The organism is Clavibacter capsici (assembly GCF_001280205.1).
In the GTDB taxonomy this organism is placed as follows: domain Bacteria; phylum Actinomycetota; class Actinomycetes; order Actinomycetales; family Microbacteriaceae; genus Clavibacter; species Clavibacter capsici.
The window spans coordinates 1422513-1439533 of sequence record NZ_CP012573.1 but is presented as its reverse complement, the minus strand read 5'-3'; the positions used below and the strand labels follow the sequence as shown (position 1 = coordinate 1439533).

Here is a 17021-nt window from a genome sequence, read left to right as displayed (position 1 = left end):
GTCAGACGCGGGCCGCGGTGTCGCGGCCCGAGGCGAAGCGCGACAGGGCGCCGGTGCGGGCGAGCGCCCGCGCGACGAGCCACGACAGCAGCCCGGCGATGACGGCACCCGACACGAGCGCGGCGACGGTGTAGATCGTGGCGAACAGCGGCGTGGAGCCCGGGTAGTAGGTGATGAGGTCGGTGATGGCCATGCCGAGCCCCGCGCCCATCCCCGCGAGGACGGCGACGTAGGCGCGCCAGTTCGCGTAGAGGAACACGAGCAGCACGAGCTCCGCGCCGAGGCCCTGCGTGAGGCCCGAGAGCAGCGTGCCGACGCCCCAGACGTTGCCGACGAGCATCGAGACGAACGCGGCGAGCAGCTCGCCGTACAGCGCGGCGCCGGGCTTCCTGATCACGATGCCCGTGAGGACGCCGGCGAACAGCCAGCCGCCGCCCGCGAGGGCCTGCAGGCCCGGCAGGAGCGGCTCGAAGAAGCCGCCGACCGGCACCGACGCGGTGTTCCAGATGACGAAGACGACGCCGGACGCGACGCCGAGGACGCTCGCGACGACGATGTCGATGACGCGCCACCGCGCGCGCAGGCCGGACCGGGGGGTCCGGGCGTCGGCGGCGACGGAGGCGGCGGGTGCGGTGGACGAGGGTGATGCGGTCACTGGTCGTGCCCTTCTGGTTCGTGGAAGAGGGCACGGGTACGAGATGAAAGCCTCCCTGCGCTGGCATGATCCAGATCAGGTTCGACGGTCGAAGATTGGGGATCTTCCTCTCAGCCCGGCTCACCGGACTCCCGTGTTCACGGTGATCCTAGCGCGGGGACGACGCGCCCGGGACGCACGACCCCGGACGCACGGGAGCGCGGGCGCCCGAGGGCACCCGCGCTCCGCGGTGGTCGTGAGAGAGGGCGCTACTTGAGCGTCTTGATGAGCTTGACGAGGACCTTGCCGGAGATCCAGATGACGGGAGTGGCGACCGCGAGCAGCGCGATGACGTTCGGCTGGAACCGCACCTCGCCGTCGGTGGCGATGTAGGCGCCGATCGGCCAGGTGGCGCCGCCGCCCCCGCCGCCGCCCGCGACGTTGCCGTCGGAGTCGGGGAGGTCGCTGCCCCCGCCGAAGCCGTACCAGGCGAATGCCACCGGCACGATGGTCGAGCCGTCGATGTCGAGGGGGTCGCCGTAGACCGTCCCCACTCCGGCGTTCTTCACGTTCTCTGCGAGCTGTGCGACGAGGTTGGTCATGCGTCCCACCGTACCCCGCGGCGACCCGCGGATGCGGGGCGATCCGCGCGCTCGCGGTAGCCTCGCCCCTGGTGCGTCGCCGCGTCGCATCCGGCCTCCCCCGCCGCTGCGGCAGCTGCGGATCCACCGCCTGCCCCGCCCCCGACGGACCCCGCGCTCGCGCGCGCCGCCCGAGGGACGAGTCGACCCAACTGGAGGACCACTTGCACACCTGGCCCGGAAACCCCTACCCGCTCGGCGCGACGTTCGACGGGAGCGGGACGAACTTCGCCCTCTTCAGCGAGGTCGCCGAGCAGGTGCAGCTGTGCCTCTTCGAGGAGGACGGCACCGAGACCCGCGTGGACGTGACCGAGGTCGACGCGCACGTCTGGCACTGCTACCTCCCGCACGTGCAGCCGGGCCAGCGCTACGGCTACCGCGTGACCGGTCCCTACGAGCCGGAGAACGGCCACCGGTCGAACCCCGCGAAGCTCCTGCTGGATCCCTACGCCAAGGCCACCTGCGGCGAGTTCGACTGGCACCCGTCGCTGTTCGCCTACGACTTCGGCGACCCGTCGAGCCGCAACGACGAGGACTCGGGCCCGCACATGATGCTCGGCGTCGTGGTCAACCCGTTCTTCGACTGGGACGGCGACCGGCTCCCCCGCACGCCCTACAGCGAGACCGTCGTCTACGAGGCGCACGTGAAGGGCCTCACCCAGCTGCACCCGCGGATCCCCGAGGAGCTGCGCGGCACGTACGCGGGCATCGCGCACCCCGCCGTGATCGACCACCTGCAGCACCTCGGCGTCACGGCGATCGAGCTGATGCCGGTGCACCAGTTCGTGCAGGACAACACGCTGCTCGAGAAGGGCCTCCGCAACTACTGGGGCTACAACACCATCGGGTTCTTCGCCCCGCACAACGCGTACTCGTCCACGGGCGAGCTCGGCCAGCAGGTGCAGGAGTTCAAGTCGATGGTGCGGGCGCTGCACGCGGCCGGCATCGAGGTCATCCTCGACGTGGTCTACAACCACACGGCCGAGGGCAACCACCTCGGGCCGACGCTCTCGTTCAAGGGCATCGACAACCAGGCCTACTACCGGCTCATGGAGGACGACCCCACCTACTACATGGACTACACGGGCACGGGCAACTCGCTCAACGTCCGGCACCCGCACTCGCTGCAGCTGATCATGGACTCGCTGCGCTACTGGGTCACCGAGATGCACGTGGACGGCTTCCGCTTCGACCTCGCGTCCGCGCTCGCGCGCGAGTTCTACGACGTCGACAAGCTCGCCACCTTCTTCGAGCTCGTGCAGCAGGACCCCGTGGTCTCGCAGGTCAAGCTCATCGCCGAGCCCTGGGACGTGGGCCCCGGCGGCTACCAGGTGGGCAACTTCCCGCCCCAGTGGACCGAGTGGAACGGGAAGTACCGCGACACCGTGCGCGACTTCTGGCGCGGCGAGGCCTCCTCGCTCGGGGAGTTCGCGGCGCGGATCACGGGATCCGCCGACCTCTACGAGCACTCGGGCCGGCGCCCGGTGGCCTCGATCAACTTCATCACGGCGCACGACGGCTTCACGATCGCCGACCTCGTCTCGTACAACGAGAAGCACAACGAGGCCAACGGCGAGGGCAACGCCGACGGCGAGAGCCACAACCGCTCCTGGAACATGGGCGTGGAGGGGCCGACGGACGACCCGGGGATCCTCACGATGCGCGGCCGCCAGCAGCGCAACATGCTCGCGACGATGATCCTGTCGCAGGGCGTGCCGATGATCCTGCACGGCGACGAGCTCGGCCGCACCCAGCTGGGCAACAACAACACCTACGCGCAGGACAACGAGATCAGCTGGGTGCACTGGGACCAGGCCGACCAGCCGCTCGCGGAGTTCACCGCGTCGGTGGTGCGCCTGCGCAAGGAGCACCCGACCTTCCGCCGCGGGCGCTTCTTCGACGGCCGGCCCGTGCGCCGCGGCGAGGGCGAGCCGCTGCCCGACATCGTGTGGCTCGACGCCGACGCGACCCCGATGGTCGACGACGACTGGGAGTCCGGCCTCCGGGCGATCGGCATGTTCCTCAACGGCAACGGGATCCGCGGGCGCGACCGCCGTGGCGAGGACATCTACGACACCCACTTCCTCCTCTACTTCAACGCGCACGACGAGCCGGTCTCGTTCACGCTCCCGTCGGACGAGTACGCGGACGCCTGGGAGACCGTGATCGACACCGCGGGCGTCGGAGCCGACTCGACGGCCCTCCGCGCGAGTAGCGTCGTGGACGTGGCGGCCAAGGCCCTCGTGGTGCTGCGTGCCTACACGGAGCCCGAGGTGGAGCCCGACCACTCGGTCGCGGCGAGCCTCGCCGTCCTCACCCACGCGCAGGCAGACCGGCCGGCCGCAGACCCAAGGAGCGACATCAGTTGAGAACCCCCATCTCCACCTACCGGTTCCAGGTGCGGGAGTCCTTCGACCTCGCCGCCGTGGCCGAGCAGCTGGCGTACGTCAAGGACCTCGGCGCGGACTGGGTGTACCTCAGCCCGATCCTCGCGGCCGAGCCCGGATCCGACCACGGCTATGACGTCGTCGACCACTCGCAGGTCGACCCGGCGCGCGGCGGCGCGGCGGGCATGAAGGCGGTCGCGGACCGCGCCCACGAGCTCGGCCTCGGCGTGCTGGTGGACATCGTCCCGAACCACGTCGGCGTCGCGACGCCCGTGGAGAGCCTCTGGTGGTGGGACCTCCTCACGCACGGCACCGCGAGCCGCTACGCCGACGCCTTCGACGTCGACTGGGACTTCGGGCGCGGCAAGGTGCGCATCCCCGTGCTCGGCGACGGCGAGTCGGAGCTCGACGAGCTCCAGCTCGTGCGCGGCGACGACGGCACCGTCGAGCTCCGCTACTCCGACCAGCGCTTCCCCGTCGCGCCCGGCACGGCCGAGGACGACGCGGACGCCCGCACGGTGCACGAGCGCCAGTCCTACGAGCTGATGAACTGGCGTCGCGCCGACGCCGAGCTCAACTACCGCCGCTTCTTCGCGGTCAACACGCTCGCGGGCATCCGCGTCGAGCTGCCGCGGGTCTTCGAGGAGTCGCACGCGGAGATCTCCCGCTGGTTCCGCGAGGGCCTCGCCGACGGCCTGCGGGTCGACCACCCGGACGGCCTGCTCGACCCGAAGGGCTACCTCGACGACCTCGCGCGCATCACGGGCGGGGCGTACGTGCTCGTGGAGAAGATCCTCGAGCCCGGCGAGACGCTGCCGACCGACTGGGCGACCGCCGGCACCACCGGGTACGACGCGCTCGCCGAGATCGACCGCGTGCTGGTCGACCCCGACGGCCAGGTCGAGCTCGACCACCTCGACGCGTCGCTGCGCGGCCTGCCGCAGGGCGAGCTCACGAGCTGGGCCGACATGATCCGCGGCACGAAGCGCGGCATCGCCGACGGGATCCTCCGCAGCGAGGTGCTCCGCCTCGAGCGCCTCGTGGAGGACGCGCCCGCGGACGCCGCCGACGCGCTCGCCGAGCTGCTCGCGACCTTCCCGGTCTACCGCAGCTACCTGCCCGGCGGGATCCAGCACCTCGAGGAGGCCGCGGACGCCGCGCGCCGGAGCCGCCCCGACCTCGTCGCCACCATCGACGCGCTCATGCCGCAGCTCTCCGACCCGACGACGCTCGTCGCGCAGCGCTTCCAGCAGACGAGCGGCATGGTCATGGCCAAGGGCGTCGAGGACACCGCGTTCTACCGCTACTCGCGCCTCGTCTCGCTCAACGAGGTCGGCGCCGACCCGTCGATCTTCGCGATCGACGTCGACGACTTCCACGCGCGCCAGCAGGAGCGGCACCGCGTCGCCCCGCACGCGATGACCACGCTCTCCACGCACGACACGAAGCGCGGCGAGGACGTGCGCGCCCGCATCGACGTGCTCTCCGAGGCCCCGGAGGCCTGGCGCGAGGCGCTCGAGCAGCTGCGCGAGGTCGCCCCCACCGGCGACGGCCCGTTCGAGAACCTGCTCTGGCAGACGCTCGTCGGCACGTGGCCGGCGTCGCGCGAGCGGCTGCACGCGTACGCCGAGAAGGCGTCGCGCGAGGCCGGCGACTCGACCACGTGGACCGCGCCCGACGAGGCCTTCGAGGAGCGCATGCACGCGCTCGTCGATGCCGCCTTCGACGACCCGCGCGCCCGCACCATCGTCGCCGGGCTCTACGACCGGCTGTCCGGCCCCGGGTGGTCGAACTCCCTGGCGGCCAAGGCGATCCAGCTCACGGCCCCCGGCATGCCCGACGTCTACCAGGGCAGCGAGCTGTGGGAGACGAGCCTCGTGGATCCCGACAACCGCCGGAAGGTCGACTTCGGCATGCGGCGCGCCGCCCTCGACGCCGTGCTCCAGGGCGCGGAGCCCGCGATCGACGAGACGGGGGCCGCCAAGCTCCTCGTCACGGCGCGCGCGCTGCGCCTCCGCCGCGAGCACCCGGAGCTGTTCACGGGCTACGAGCCCGTGCGCGCCACCGGCGACGCCGCGGCCCACGTGATCGCGTTCGACCGGGGCGGCGCGATCACCGTCGCCACCCGCCTCCCCGTCGGGCTGGAGTCCGGCGGCGGGTGGGGATCCACCTCGATCACGCTGCCCGAGGGCGAGCTCGTCGACCACGTCAGCGGCCGACGGCTCGACGGCGGACGCGTGTCCGTCGCGGCGCTCCTCGCCGACTACCCGGTCGCGATCCTCGCGCCCGCCTCCACCGCCGCCGACATCACCCCCGGGAGCTGAGCATGACCGACGACCGCTTCGACATCTGGGCCCCGAAGGCCCGCACCCTCGCCCTGTCCGTCGGCGACGAGCGCCTGCCGCTCGCGCCCGTGGGCGACGGCTGGTGGACCCTCGACGCCGAGCGCGCCGAGGCCCTCCCCTCCGGCGACCTCGACTACGGCTACCTCGTGGACGACTCCGACACCCCGCTGCCGGATCCCCGCTCGCGCCGCCAGCCCGACGGCGTCCACGGTCGCTCGCGCACGTACGACCCGTCGTCGTTCGCCTGGACGGACCAGGCCTGGACGGGCCGCCAGCTGGCCGGCGCGGTCATCTACGAGATGCACGTCGGCACCTTCACGCCCGAGGGCACGCTCGACTCGGCGATCGACCGGCTCGACCACCTCGTCGCGCTCGGCGTCGACCTCGTGGAGGTGCTGCCGGTCAACGGGTTCAACGGCACGCACAACTGGGGCTACGACGGCGTCCTCTGGTACGCCGTGCAGGAGACCTACGGCGGGCCCGAGGCGTACCAGCGCTTCGTCGACGCGTGCCACGCGCGCGGCCTGGGCGTCGTGCAGGACGTCGTCTACAACCACCTCGGCCCGTCGGGCAACTACCTGCCCGTCTACGGCCCGTACCTGCACGAGGCCTCGGCGAACACGTGGGGATCCAGCCTCAACCTCGACGGCGAGGACTCCGGTCCCGTCCGCGAGTACATCATCGACAACGCCCTCATGTGGCTCGGCGACTACCACGTGGACGCGCTGCGCCTCGACGCCGTGCACGCGCTCGTCGACCACACCGCGACGCACCTCCTCGAGGAGCTCGCGGTGCAGGTGGACGTGCTCTCGGCCCACGTCGGGCGCCCGCTCACGCTCATCGCGGAGTCCGACCTCAACGACCCGGAGCTCATCACCTCGCGCGAGGCGCACGGCTACGGACTCGACGCGCAGTGGAGCGACGACTTCCACCACGCGGTCCACGTCGCGCTCACGGGCGAGACGACCGGGTACTACGAGGACTTCGCGCCGCTCTCCGCGCTGGCGAAGGTCATGACGCGCGGCTTCTTCCACGACGGCACGTGGTCGTCGTTCCGCGGTCGCGTGCACGGGCGTCCGATCGACCTCGAGCGGATCCCCGCGCACCGCCTCGTGGTCGCGAACCAGAACCACGACCAGATCGGCAACCGCGCCACGGGCGACCGCCTCACCGCGACGCTCGACGAGGGCGGCCTGGCGCTGGCCGCGGTGCTCACCCTCACCTCGCCCTTCACCCCGATGCTCTTCATGGGCGAGGAGTGGGGCGCGACCACGCCGTGGCAGTTCTTCACGTCGCACCCGGAGCACGACCTCGGCGAGGCGACCGCGAAGGGCCGCATCGAGGAGTTCGCGAAGATGGGCTGGGACGAGTCCGTCGTGCCGAACCCGCAGGACCTCTCCACGTTCCAGGACTCGAAGCTCGACTGGTCGGAGCTGTACGGCGCCGAGGCGGCCGACTCGCAGCACGCGCGCCTGTTCGCGCTCTACAGCGAGCTGATCCGCCTGCGTCGCGCCCACCCCGACCTCACCGACCCCCGGTTCGCCGAGGTCGAGGTCGAGGTGCACGAGGAGGCGCGCCTGCTCGTCCTGGACCGCGGCGAGCTGTCCATCGTGGTGAACCTCTCCGACGAGGAGCGCCGCGTGCCCGTCGTGGGCGAGCGTCCCGCGCTGCTGCTCGCGACCGCGTCGGGCGTCGCGCTCGGCGACGACGAGGTCGTGCTGCCCGCGCGCACCGCCGCGATCCTCGGCCCGGTGGCCGACGCCGCGGAGGCGCTGCTGGCCTGATCCGGCTCGGCCCACCCATCGGGGCGGGGTCCGACGCGGCGCGCGAGCGCACGTCGGGCCCCGCCCGAACGCGTCACGGGCGCGTGCTACGTTCGAGGTGGCCGGGGCTGGGGGGCACGCCGAAGACGTTCCCGCATGTCAGCTCGCGGAGACCTCCTCGACGAATGGACACCTGTGCGCATCTCTGTCATCGGCTGCGGCTACCTCGGCACCGTCCACGCGGCCTGCATGAGCCGGCTCGGACACGACGTCGTCGCGATCGACGTGGACGCCGCGAAGATCGCCTCCCTCCAGACGGGCGAGGCGCCCTTCTTCGAGCCGGGCCTCCCCGAGCTCCTCACCGAGCAGCTCGCCACCGGACGCCTCCGCTTCACGACGGACACGGCCGAGGCGGCGGGATCCCGCGTGCACTTCATCGCCGTGGGCACCCCGCAGAAGCGCGGCGAGAACGCCGCCGACATGACCTACGTCGACGCCGCGGTCGACGCCCTCATCCCCCACCTCTCGCCCGGCGACCTCGTGGCGGGGAAGTCGACCGTCCCCGTCGGCACCGCGCGGCGGCTCGCCGAGCGCATCGCCGCGCGCGCGCCGGAGGCGACCCTCATGTGGAACCCGGAGTTCCTCCGCGAGGGCTTCGCGGTCGAGGACACGCTGGCGCCCGACCGCTTCGTCTACGGCCTGCCCGCGGGCGACGCCGGCGAGACCGCCCGCGCGACGCTCGACGAGGTGTACGCCACCGCCATCGGATCCGGCACCGCGCGCGTCACGACCGACTACGAGACCGCCGAGCTCGTGAAGGTCTCGGCCAACGCGTTCCTCGCCACCAAGATCTCCTTCATCAACGCCATGGCGGAGGTGTGCGAGGCCACGGGCGCCGACGTCACGCAGCTCGCGGACGCCATCGGCTACGACGACCGCATCGGCCGCCGCTTCCTCAACGCCGGCATCGGCTTCGGCGGGGGCTGCCTGCCCAAGGACATCCGGGCCTTCATGGCGCGCGCCGGCGAGCTGGGCGCCGACCAGGCGCTCACCTTCCTGCGCGAGGTCGACTCCATCAACATGCGCCGCCGCGTGCGCGCCGTCGACGTGGCGCGCGAGGTGTGCGGCGGGTCCCTGCTCGGCCGCAACATCGCGGTGCTCGGCCTGGCCTTCAAGCCCGAGTCCGACGACGTGCGCGACTCCCCCGCCCTCAGCATCTCCGCCCAGCTGCAGCTGCAGGGCGCGCGCGTGCTCGCGACGGATCCGTACGCGAACGAGAACTCGCGACGCCGCTTCCCGGAGCTCACCTACGTGGACACCTGGCAGGAGGCCGCGCGCGACGCCGACGCGGTCATGCTGCTCACGGAGTGGAAGCAGTACCGCGCCATCGATCCCGCCGAGCTCAAGGCCATCGTGGCCACGCCCGTGATCGTGGACGGACGCAACTGCCTCGACCCGGTCGCGTGGCGCGCGGCCGGCTGGCGCTACCGGGGCATGGGCCGGCCCTAGCCCGCGCGGGTCGGGTCGCCCCGACCCCGCTCACGGCGACGCCGGACCCGGGACAGCGGGGCCCGCGGGATCAGCGCGGGGTGGTCGCCGCGATGCCGAAGAGCGTGCCGCCGGCCACGACGATGGAGAGCACGAAGGCGACCGGGATGAGCAGCAGCAGGCCGTTGAGGACGAGGCCCGTGATGGCGAACCCGCGGCCGGCGGGCTCCTTGCGGAAGCCGACGATGCCGAACACGAGCCCGATGAGCGGGCACAGGAACGTCCAGAAGAAGAAGACCGAGACGAGCCCCAGGATCATCGACGTGAGGCTCATGCCCTTGGGCGGCGCGGCCGCGTAGACGGGCTGACCCCACGCGACGGCGGCCGGGGCGGGCGGCACGGGCGCGGCCGCGAGGCCGTAGGGGGCGGCGGCGGGAGCGGATGCCGACGGGTGCGGCTGCACGGGCGGCGCCGCCGGCGCGGGAGGCGTGGGAGCTGCGGGAGCCGGGGACTGGTCGTCGGGTGCGGGCGCGGCGGGATCGGTCATGGTGGTCCTCGTCAGTCGGGCGGGTGTCCGGGCAGGGTACCGCGCGACGCCGCCTCGGTGCGCGGATCCGACACGGTGGCCCGCCGCTCGCCCGGGCGCCGCAGCAGCGACGCCGGTCCGATGGCGCCCCGGCCGAAGCGCTCGGCCGCCTGGTCGACCGTGCGCTCGGCCTCCCGCCAGCCCTCGTCGGCGTCCCAGAGGGCGACCGCGCGGTTGTCGGCGTCGTCGAGCTGCTCGGCGCGCACGCCCACGAGGCGGATGCGGTCGCCCGGCCGGGCGACCTGCTCGTAGACGTCGCGGATCTCGTCGTAGATGCGGCGCGCCACGTCCGTGGGCTCGGACAGCGTGCGCGAGCGCGTGATGGTGCGGAAGTCGGAGTAGCGGAGCTTGAGCGACACCGTGCGGGCGGTCAGCCCGGCGCGCCGCAGCCGCTCGGCGACGCGGGTGGCCTGGCCGAGGAGCTCGCGGCGGACGAGGGCGGGATCCGTCACGTCGTCGTGGAACGTGTTCTCGTGCCCCATGCTCTTCTCCTCCCGGTGGGTGCTGACGCGGCGCGGGTCGCGCCCCCAGGAGAGGTCGTGCAGCCGGGCGCCGGCGGACTCGCCGAGCATCGACTGGAGGGTGGCGAGGGGCGTGTCCGCGATGTCGGCGACGGTGCGGAGGCCGCGGCGGAGGAGCGACTCCTCGGTCGTCCTGCCGACCCCCCAGAGCGCGCCCACGGGAAGGCCGTGCAGGAACGGCAGCGTCTCGGCCGCGGGGATCACCAGCAGGCCGTCCGGCTTGCAGCGCGTGCTCGCGAGCTTCGCCACGAACTTGGTGGACGCGGCGCCCACCGAGCACGTGAGGCCCGTCTCGGCGTGCACGCGGCGCCGGATCATCGCGCCGATCTCCGCGGGCGACCCGAAGAGACCCCGGGCGCCCGCCACGTCGAGGAACGCCTCGTCGATGCTGAGCGGCTCGACGAGCGGCGTGACGTCGCGGAAGATGCCCATGACGACCTTCGACCAGTGCGCGTACTTCTCCATGTGCCCGCCGATGACCGTGGCCTGCGGGCAGAGCCGCAGCGCCTGCCCCATGGGCATGGCCGAGCGCACGCCGAAGCGCCGGGCCTCGTAGGTCGCGCTCGTGACGACGCCGCGGCCGGACGAGCCGCCGACGATGACGGGGGTCCCACGCAGCTCCGGCCGCTCGAGCAGCTCGACGGCCGCGAAGAACGCGTCCATGTCGATGTGGAGGATGGTCGCCTCGGAGTCGTCCGCGCTCGCGTCGGACGTGCGCCGGGTGGATCCGTCCTGCCTGCTCATGTCGTGTCCACGCTAGCCCGGGCCGCCGACATCGCCCGCCTGCGTCGGGATCCGCACGGAGCGGGACCGCTCAGGCCGCGGGCTGCTCGCGGTGGCCTGCGCCGCCGTCGAGACGGTCCGCCGTGGACGCGCCTCCCCGGGCGGACTCGTCGCGCAGCCGCGCGATGCGCTTGAGGGCCGCCTCGTGGCTCGTGGACTGCTCGCCCATCACGCGCCCCGCGACGCCCAGCATCACGCGCGTCGACGCGAGCGCCGGCAGCGGGAACGGGCCGAAGGACGCCTTGTCGAGGCCGAGCAGCTCGCGGTAGCGCGGCTCGAGCGAGGCCACGGCACCCGCGAAGAGCACGCGGTACGCCGGGAGCATCGAGGGCCGCAGCGGCGGCTCCCGGAGGAAGGAGATCGTCTCGCGCGTGCGCTCGTCGGCGCGGAGGAGGCCCTGGTCGTGGAAGGCGTCGATCTGGGCGTGCAGCTCGGCGTGCGAGCGCGGCGGCGCCTCGACCCCCATGAGCTCGCCGGCCTTCGCCCACTCCGCCACGTACCGGTCGGGCCCGCCGGGGATCGGCGGCCCCCACTGCATGTGCGTGCTGAGGAACGCGTCGGTGAAGACGATGTGGACCCAGGAGAGGAGGTCGGGGTCGTTGGCGCTGTAGGGCCGCTCGACGCCGAGGCCGTCGACGAACGTGCCCTGCACCTTGCGGTGGTAGCCGCGCACGCGGCGGCTCACGTCGACCGCGGTGTCGCGGTCGCCGAACGAGGTGGTGATGACCCAGCGCACGGTGCCGGCCAGGCGGCCCAGCGGGTCCTCGCGGTAGCGCGACCAGTCGTGGACGCCCGCCATGGCGCCCGGGTGCAGCGTCTGCATGAGGAGGGCGCGGATCCCCGCCACGAGCGTCGGCATGCCGCCGTGCACCGCCCAGACCGCGGAGCCGGGGCCGAACCAGCCCTCGTCCTCACCCTTCTCCAGGTCCTGGATCCACTGCGGCCGGCCCTCCGCGTCCGCGGAGAACGTCTCCAGGATGTGGGACTTCCAGCGGTCGGCGAATCTGCTCACGATCACGAACCTATCCCCCCGTCCGGGCGGTGAGGAGGCTGCCGCGCCCCCGATGCGGAACGGGGGCATGACGGGCGGCCGAGTCCACCCCCGTGCGGGGGACACGCCCGGGGGCACGTGCGCTCCGGCGGCCCGTCAGGCATCGAGGAGCGCGACGATCGCGGCCGCCGTGCGCGCGTTCCGCGCCGTGACGGACACCCCGAGGCCGCGCCAGAACGCGGGCGGCACGCGCGACGCCGAGACCCCGTCGGGGTGCCACGAGTAGACGGCGTCACGGGTGACGGCAAGGAGGTCGGGCGCGATCGACGCGGCGGGCGGCGGCTCGGGCGACGGGTCGAGGGGCCGGTCGACGAAGGAGACGAGGAGCCGCGACGGGTCGTCGGCGACCGGACCGAACGGCATGCCCGCCGCGATCCTCCGGAAGTCCCCCTCGTCGACCACGTGCACGTCGGCGGTGACGCCCGTCGCCTGGCGGACGGCGTCCTCGATGGCGACGGCCGCGCCGATCCCGCTCGGCCGGTCGTGGTCCACGACCGCGTTGCCGCTCCGCAGGTGCGTGCGCACGTGCCGGTATCCGAGGCCCTCGAGCGCGGACACGAGGTCCGCCATGGGGACCTGCTTCGCGCGCCCGACGTTGATCCCCCGCAGCAGCACCACCGATCGCATCGACCACCCGCTCCCCGCGGCTCCGTCGCCGTCCGGTCCAGTGTGGCCGCGACCGGGCGCGAGGGGAACGGCCGCGTCACTCCCCGGACGGGCCGAACTGCTCGATGCGGATCACGTCGCGCCCGACCCCGGCGTCGAGGAGGAGGCGCGTGGCCCCGCCCGCGAACGCGGTGGATCCGCACACGAACGCCACCCCGGCGCCTCCCGCGAGCGACGCGACCTCCTCGGCCCGCAGCCGCCCGTACCCCCGCGCGCCGTGCCGCTCGCGCGTGGCCGCCACGAGCGCGCCCGCGGCCTCCAGCTCCGCCCGGCACGGGACGTCGGCCGCGGTGCGCGCCGAGACGGCGACGCGGACGAGGTCGGGCACGCCGAGGTGCCGCGCGTGGCGGAGCATCGCCACGAGCGGCACCGCGCCCGTCCCGCCGCCGAGGCCCACCGCGGGCGTCGCGCCGTCCCAGAGGAAGAAGCCGCCGATCGGCAGCCGCATCTCGATCTCGTCGCCGACCTCCGCCACGTCGGCGAAGAAGCCGCTCACCTCGCCGTCCTCGTAGCGCTCCATCAGCAGCTCGATGCCGTCCTCGTGCGGCGCCGAGAGGATCGAGTACGAGCGCTGGGCCGTGTAGCCGTCCTCGGCGCGCAGCCGCACGACGCAGTGCTGGCCGGGGAGGTGCGGGATCCGGTCGGGCACGTCGAAGCGCAGCAGGACCGTCCCGGGCGTCGGGTGCTCGAGCGCCGTGATGGTCGCCGTGCGCCACTCGCCCCCGACGGACGCGGGGACCGACGGGACGCGCGCGGGCGGGATCCCGCCCGGGGCCGCGCTCAGCGGTCCCCCTGGTAGCGCTGCTCGCGCCACGGGTCGCCGCGGTCGTGGTACCCGTTGCGCTCCCAGAAGCCCTGCTGGTCGCGGTCGAGGAGCGTCAGCCGGGCGATCCACTTCGCGCTCTTCCAGAAGTAGAGGTGCGGGACGAGGAGCCGCGCCGGCCCGCCGTGGTCCGCGGTGAGCGGCCGTCCGTCGGCCTCGAACGCGATCCACGCGCGTCCGCCGCGGAGGTCGTCGAGCGGGAGGTTCGTCGTGTAGCCGGAGTGCGAGGTCGCGAGCACGAACCGCGCCTCGGGCAGCGGACCCGCCGCGTCGAGCAGGGTGTCGACGCTGACGCCCGCGAAGCGCGTGTCGAGGCGCGTCCACGTCGTGACGCAGTGGATGTCGCCCGCGTACTCGGAGCGGGGCAGCGCGTGCGCCGCGTCCCAGTCCCACGAGGTGGGGCGCTCGACGAGGCCGTCCACGGCGATCGACCAGCGCGACTCGGGCAGGTTCGGCACCGCCTCCGCGGTGAGCACGGGCCAGCCGCCCTGCGTGTCGTACTGGCCGGGCGGGAGGCGGTCGGCCGGGCCCTTCCGGGGGCGGCCGACGAAGCCGCGGGTGATGCCGGTCATGGGCGCCTCCTCGAGGGGCGGGTGGGTGGTCGGGTCCCGTCCATCATGCCGCGCGGATCAGCGGGCGGCGGGGTCGGGGGCGTGCGGATCCACGGGAGCGGCGAGCATCGCGACGGCGTGCAGGCCGTCGTCGTCGACGAGCTCGCCGACCCGGACGAAGCCGAGCCTCCCGTGGAAGGCCAGCGAGCCGGGGTTCGGCGGGAGGGTGTTGACCTCGCAGGTCACCGCGGAGCGGCCGGTCCGTCGGGCCTCCGCGAAGACGCGGGCGTAGAGCACCTGCCCGAGCCGCCGCCCGCGCTGTCCGTCGGCGACGACGATGCGGTCGACGTACAGGCCGTCGACGCCGTGCTCCCCGAACCAGCGGTAGTTCGGGCTGTCGTACGCGCCGCCGGGCTGCATCGCGAGGAGCATGCCGAGCGGCGCCGCGTCGGGGGCCTCGCCGTCGACCACGGCGATCGCGAGGTCCGCGTGCGCGAGCACGTCGCCGAGGGACGCGGCGTCCATGGGCGGGACCGCGGGGACGGCCGCGTTGTTGAGCGGCACCATCCAGGCGAGGTCGGCGGGCACGAGGTCGCGGGTGGTCGGGGTCACGGGTCGAGGGTACGGGAGCCGGGTCCGCGTACCGTGGGACGGGTGACCGCATCGCTCGTCCTCCTCAGCGACACCCACCTCCCGAAGCGCGCGAAGGACCTGCCGCGGGCGCTCTGGCGCGCGGTCGACGCGGCCGACGTCGTGATCCACGCGGGCGACTGGGTCGACGAGCCCGCGCTCGACGCGCTCGAGGCCCGCGCCGCCCGGCTCGTCGCCTGCTGGGGCAACAACGACCCGGCCGGGCTCCGGGCGCGGCTGCCGGAGACGGCGCGGGCGGTGATCGAGGGGATCCGGTTCGCGGTGACGCACGAGACCGGCGCCTCCACGGGGCGCGAGCGGCGGATGGACGCCGCCTTCCCCGAGACCGACGTGCTGGTGTTCGGCCACAGCCACATCCCGTGGGACACCGTGACGCCTTCGGGGCTGCGGCTCCTCAACCCGGGCTCCCCCACCGACCGGCGGCGCCAGCCCGACTTCACCTGGATGACCGCGACCGCCGACCGGGGCCGGCTCGACGTGGAGCTGCACCGGTCGCCGACGCGCGACTGAGGCCTAGGCGCCGTCCCGGCCGCAGAAGTCGAGGATCGCGCCCTCGAGCACGTCCGCGAGGGTCCGGACGGAGTCGACCTCGGCCCACTCCTCGTCCGCGTGCGCGCCGCCGCCCGTCACCCCGAGGAGGATGCACGGGATGCCGGCCTCCTGCATCAGCCCGGCGTCCGTCCAGAACGGCTCGCCGCGGTGCGGGACCGGGGCGCCCGTGACGCGCGCACCGCTGTCGAGCACCGCGCGGGCGAGCGGGCCGTCGACGTCGGCCTCGAAGGCCGCGCGCGCGACCAGCGGCACGAGCTCGGCGTCCATGCCCGGGGTCCGCGCGACGACCCCGTCGAGCGTTGCGCGGAGGCCGGCCTCGACGTCCGCGGTCGTCTCGCCCGGGAGGAAGCGCCGCTCGACCGTGAGCACGCAGGAGTCGGCGACCGTGGCCGCGTCCGTGCCGCCGTGGATCCGCGACACGCGCACCGCGCCCGGCCCGAGCAGCGGGTGGCGGGCTCCCGCGGTTAGGCGCTCGGCCAGCGCGTCGAGCTCGCGGAGGACGAGGCCGGCGTGCGCGATCGCGTCCACGCCCTGCTCCGGCATCGACCCGTGCGCCGCGCGCCCGCGCAGCCGGATCTCGTACCAGCCGAAGCCGCGGTGGGCGACGATCGCCTCGGACTGGCTGGGCTCCGAGATCACGGCGCCGTCGACGCGCGTGCCGGCGGCGGCCAGCGCACGCAGCGCCTCCTCGGTGCCGATGCTGCCGAACTCCTCGTCGGCCACGAGCGCGAGCACGACGTCGCCGCGCGTGCCGATCCGGCGGGCCCGGTCGGCGGCGACCATCATGGCGGCGACGCCGGCCTTCATGTCGAACGCGCCGCGGCCGAGGAGCCGGCCGTCCTCGATCCGCGGCGACAGGCCGCCGCGCTCCGCGTCGCCCGGCGGGACGGTGTCGAGGTGGCCGTCGAGGAGGATCGTGCGTCCGCCGCCCGCGCCGTGCGCGGTCGCGAGCACGGTGGGCCGTCCCGGCGTCCCCTCGAGCACGCGCACCGCGAAGCCGCGGGCGCGGAGCCACGCGGCGACGTGCGCGGCGACGGCGGGCTCCCCCGCGGCGCCCGGCACGAGGTCGGGGTTGGTCGAGTCGATGCGGATGAGGTCGGCGGCGAGGTCGACGGGATCCACGTCGCCCGCGCCCGGCTCGGCGTGGCCGGTCACGCGCGCGGCGGGAGGTCGTCGGCGGGCAGCGGGGAGACGCCCTGGTCGGCGTCGTCGACCAGGCGCAGCGCGCTCTGCGGCACGACGACGCGGCGGCCGGAGGCGTCGCCGTCCTCGTCCGAGCCCAGCTCGACGACCCAGGCGCGGCCGCGCGCGGTGGGCACGGGGCTCACGCTGCGGAGCCCGTCCGAGGCGGACGCGACCACGAGGCCCACGGGCTCGCCGTCGAGCGCGGGGTCGCCCGTGGCGGCCGCGCCGTCGAGGATGACGACCACCGCCCCGACCCCGATCGCGTGCGACCCGGTGCCCTCGCGCTCGTCCTCGGATCCGTCCCGGCCGCGTCTCATCCACATGCCCCGATCCTCGCATCGGGCGCCCGCGGACGCCGGGCGCCGCGCGGCCCACGGGCGGCGCCCGGCCACGG

Annotated in this window: 16 protein-coding genes and 1 riboswitch; of the genes, 5 read left to right on the top strand and 11 right to left on the bottom strand. The window is 74.1% G+C overall.

Going from position 1 to position 17021, the window contains the following annotated elements; genetic code table 11:
• Position 1: 1 nt before the first annotated feature.
• Together AES38_RS06775 and AES38_RS06770 are read right to left on the bottom strand one after the other, a co-directional pair.
• Entirely contained in the window at positions 2–655 is a 654-nt protein-coding gene (locus AES38_RS06775) for an ECF transporter S component (RefSeq protein WP_053774326.1), read from the bottom strand.
• 35 nt (positions 656–690) lie between these two features.
• Positions 691–791, bottom strand: a riboswitch (TPP riboswitch).
• A 112-nt stretch (positions 792–903) separates the two neighbouring features.
• A complete protein-coding gene (locus tag AES38_RS06770; RefSeq protein WP_012038119.1) occupies positions 904–1236 on the bottom strand; it encodes a hypothetical protein in 333 nt (110 codons plus the stop codon).
• Between the two features lie 203 nt (positions 1237–1439).
• Between AES38_RS06770 and glgX the strand changes: the two genes are divergently transcribed.
• The 4 genes from glgX to AES38_RS06750 all read left to right on the top strand — a co-directional run bounded on the left by glgX (position 1440) and on the right by AES38_RS06750 (position 9279).
• The gene (glgX, locus tag AES38_RS06765; RefSeq protein WP_053774325.1) at positions 1440–3644 is read left to right on the top strand and encodes a glycogen debranching protein GlgX; all 2205 of its coding nucleotides are present in this window, start codon (positions 1440–1442) and stop codon (positions 3642–3644) included.
• The gene (gene treY / locus AES38_RS06760; RefSeq protein WP_053774324.1) at positions 3641–5986 is read left to right on the top strand and encodes a malto-oligosyltrehalose synthase; all 2346 of its coding nucleotides are present in this window, start codon (positions 3641–3643) and stop codon (positions 5984–5986) included. The genes glgX and treY overlap by 4 nt, the downstream gene beginning before the upstream one ends.
• 2 nt (positions 5987–5988) lie before the next feature.
• Positions 5989–7791: a malto-oligosyltrehalose trehalohydrolase gene (treZ, locus tag AES38_RS06755; protein WP_053774323.1), complete on the top strand. Its 1803-nt coding sequence runs from the start codon at positions 5989–5991 to the stop codon at positions 7789–7791.
• Positions 7792–7965: 174 nt separating this feature from the next.
• The gene (locus AES38_RS06750; RefSeq protein ID WP_053774322.1) at positions 7966–9279 is read left to right on the top strand and encodes a UDP-glucose dehydrogenase family protein; all 1314 of its coding nucleotides are present in this window, start codon (positions 7966–7968) and stop codon (positions 9277–9279) included.
• A gap of 70 nt (positions 9280–9349) precedes the next feature.
• Here the strand turns inward: AES38_RS06750 and AES38_RS06745 are convergent, their stop codons facing one another.
• The 7 genes from AES38_RS06745 to AES38_RS06715 form a co-directional block, all read right to left on the bottom strand.
• Complete coding sequence (locus AES38_RS06745) at positions 9350–9805, bottom strand: DUF4190 domain-containing protein (RefSeq protein ID WP_053774321.1); 456 nt, start codon at positions 9803–9805, stop codon at positions 9350–9352.
• An 11-nt stretch (positions 9806–9816) separates the two neighbouring features.
• A complete protein-coding gene (locus tag AES38_RS06740) occupies positions 9817–11109 on the bottom strand; it encodes a DNA polymerase IV (RefSeq protein WP_053774320.1) in 1293 nt (430 codons plus the stop codon).
• Positions 11110–11179: 70 nt separating this feature from the next.
• Positions 11180–12166 carry an oxygenase MpaB family protein gene (locus AES38_RS06735; RefSeq protein WP_244629255.1) on the bottom strand — a complete coding sequence of 329 codons (987 nt, stop codon included), beginning with the start codon at positions 12164–12166 and terminating at the stop codon, positions 11180–11182.
• Positions 12167–12295: 129 nt separating this feature from the next.
• Positions 12296–12826 (bottom strand): DUF1697 domain-containing protein, encoded by a 531-nt coding sequence (locus tag AES38_RS06730; protein WP_053774319.1) that lies wholly within the window; start codon positions 12824–12826, stop codon positions 12296–12298.
• A gap of 76 nt (positions 12827–12902) precedes the next feature.
• Complete coding sequence (locus AES38_RS06725; protein ID WP_244629254.1) at positions 12903–13679, bottom strand: FAD-binding oxidoreductase; 777 nt, start codon at positions 13677–13679, stop codon at positions 12903–12905.
• Positions 13646–14260, bottom strand: a complete 615-nt coding sequence (locus AES38_RS06720; protein ID WP_053774318.1) for a sulfite oxidase-like oxidoreductase — start codon at positions 14258–14260, stop codon at positions 13646–13648. Before AES38_RS06720 ends, AES38_RS06725 begins: the two co-directional genes overlap by 34 nt.
• 57 nt (positions 14261–14317) lie before the next feature.
• A complete protein-coding gene (locus tag AES38_RS06715; RefSeq protein ID WP_053774317.1) occupies positions 14318–14851 on the bottom strand; it encodes a GNAT family N-acetyltransferase in 534 nt (177 codons plus the stop codon).
• Between the two features lie 42 nt (positions 14852–14893).
• On the opposite strand from AES38_RS06715, the gene AES38_RS06710 reads away from it, so the two are divergent.
• Entirely contained in the window at positions 14894–15400 is a 507-nt protein-coding gene (locus AES38_RS06710) for a metallophosphoesterase family protein (RefSeq protein WP_053774316.1), read from the top strand.
• A 3-nt stretch (positions 15401–15403) separates the two neighbouring features.
• Here AES38_RS06710 and AES38_RS06705 read toward each other — a convergent pair whose 3' ends face one another.
• Positions 15404–16597 (bottom strand): M20/M25/M40 family metallo-hydrolase, encoded by a 1194-nt coding sequence (locus tag AES38_RS06705; RefSeq protein WP_053774315.1) that lies wholly within the window; start codon positions 16595–16597, stop codon positions 15404–15406.
• Positions 16594–16950, bottom strand: coding sequence for a hypothetical protein (locus tag AES38_RS06700; protein WP_053774314.1), 357 nt, complete (start codon positions 16948–16950; stop codon positions 16594–16596). Before AES38_RS06700 ends, AES38_RS06705 begins: the two co-directional genes overlap by 4 nt.
• Between the last annotated feature and the right edge of the window lie 71 nt (positions 16951–17021).

Excerpts from the sequence above, each read along its gene's own strand:
- AES38_RS06770 (WP_012038119.1), bottom strand. The coding sequence starts at position 1,236 with ATGACCAACCTCGTCGCACAGCTCGCAGAGAACGTGAAGAACGCCGGA.
- treZ (WP_053774323.1), top strand. The coding sequence starts at position 5,989 with ATGACCGACGACCGCTTCGACATCTGGGCCCCGAAGGCCCGCACCCTC.
- AES38_RS06745 (WP_053774321.1), bottom strand. The coding sequence starts at position 9,805 with ATGACCGATCCCGCCGCGCCCGCACCCGACGACCAGTCCCCGGCTCCC.
- AES38_RS06740 (WP_053774320.1), bottom strand. The coding sequence starts at position 11,109 with ATGAGCAGGCAGGACGGATCCACCCGGCGCACGTCCGACGCGAGCGCG.
- AES38_RS06730 (WP_053774319.1), bottom strand. The coding sequence starts at position 12,826 with ATGCGATCGGTGGTGCTGCTGCGGGGGATCAACGTCGGGCGCGCGAAG.
- AES38_RS06720 (WP_053774318.1), bottom strand. The coding sequence starts at position 14,260 with ATGACCGGCATCACCCGCGGCTTCGTCGGCCGCCCCCGGAAGGGCCCG.
- AES38_RS06700 (WP_053774314.1), bottom strand. The coding sequence starts at position 16,950 with ATGTGGATGAGACGCGGCCGGGACGGATCCGAGGACGAGCGCGAGGGC.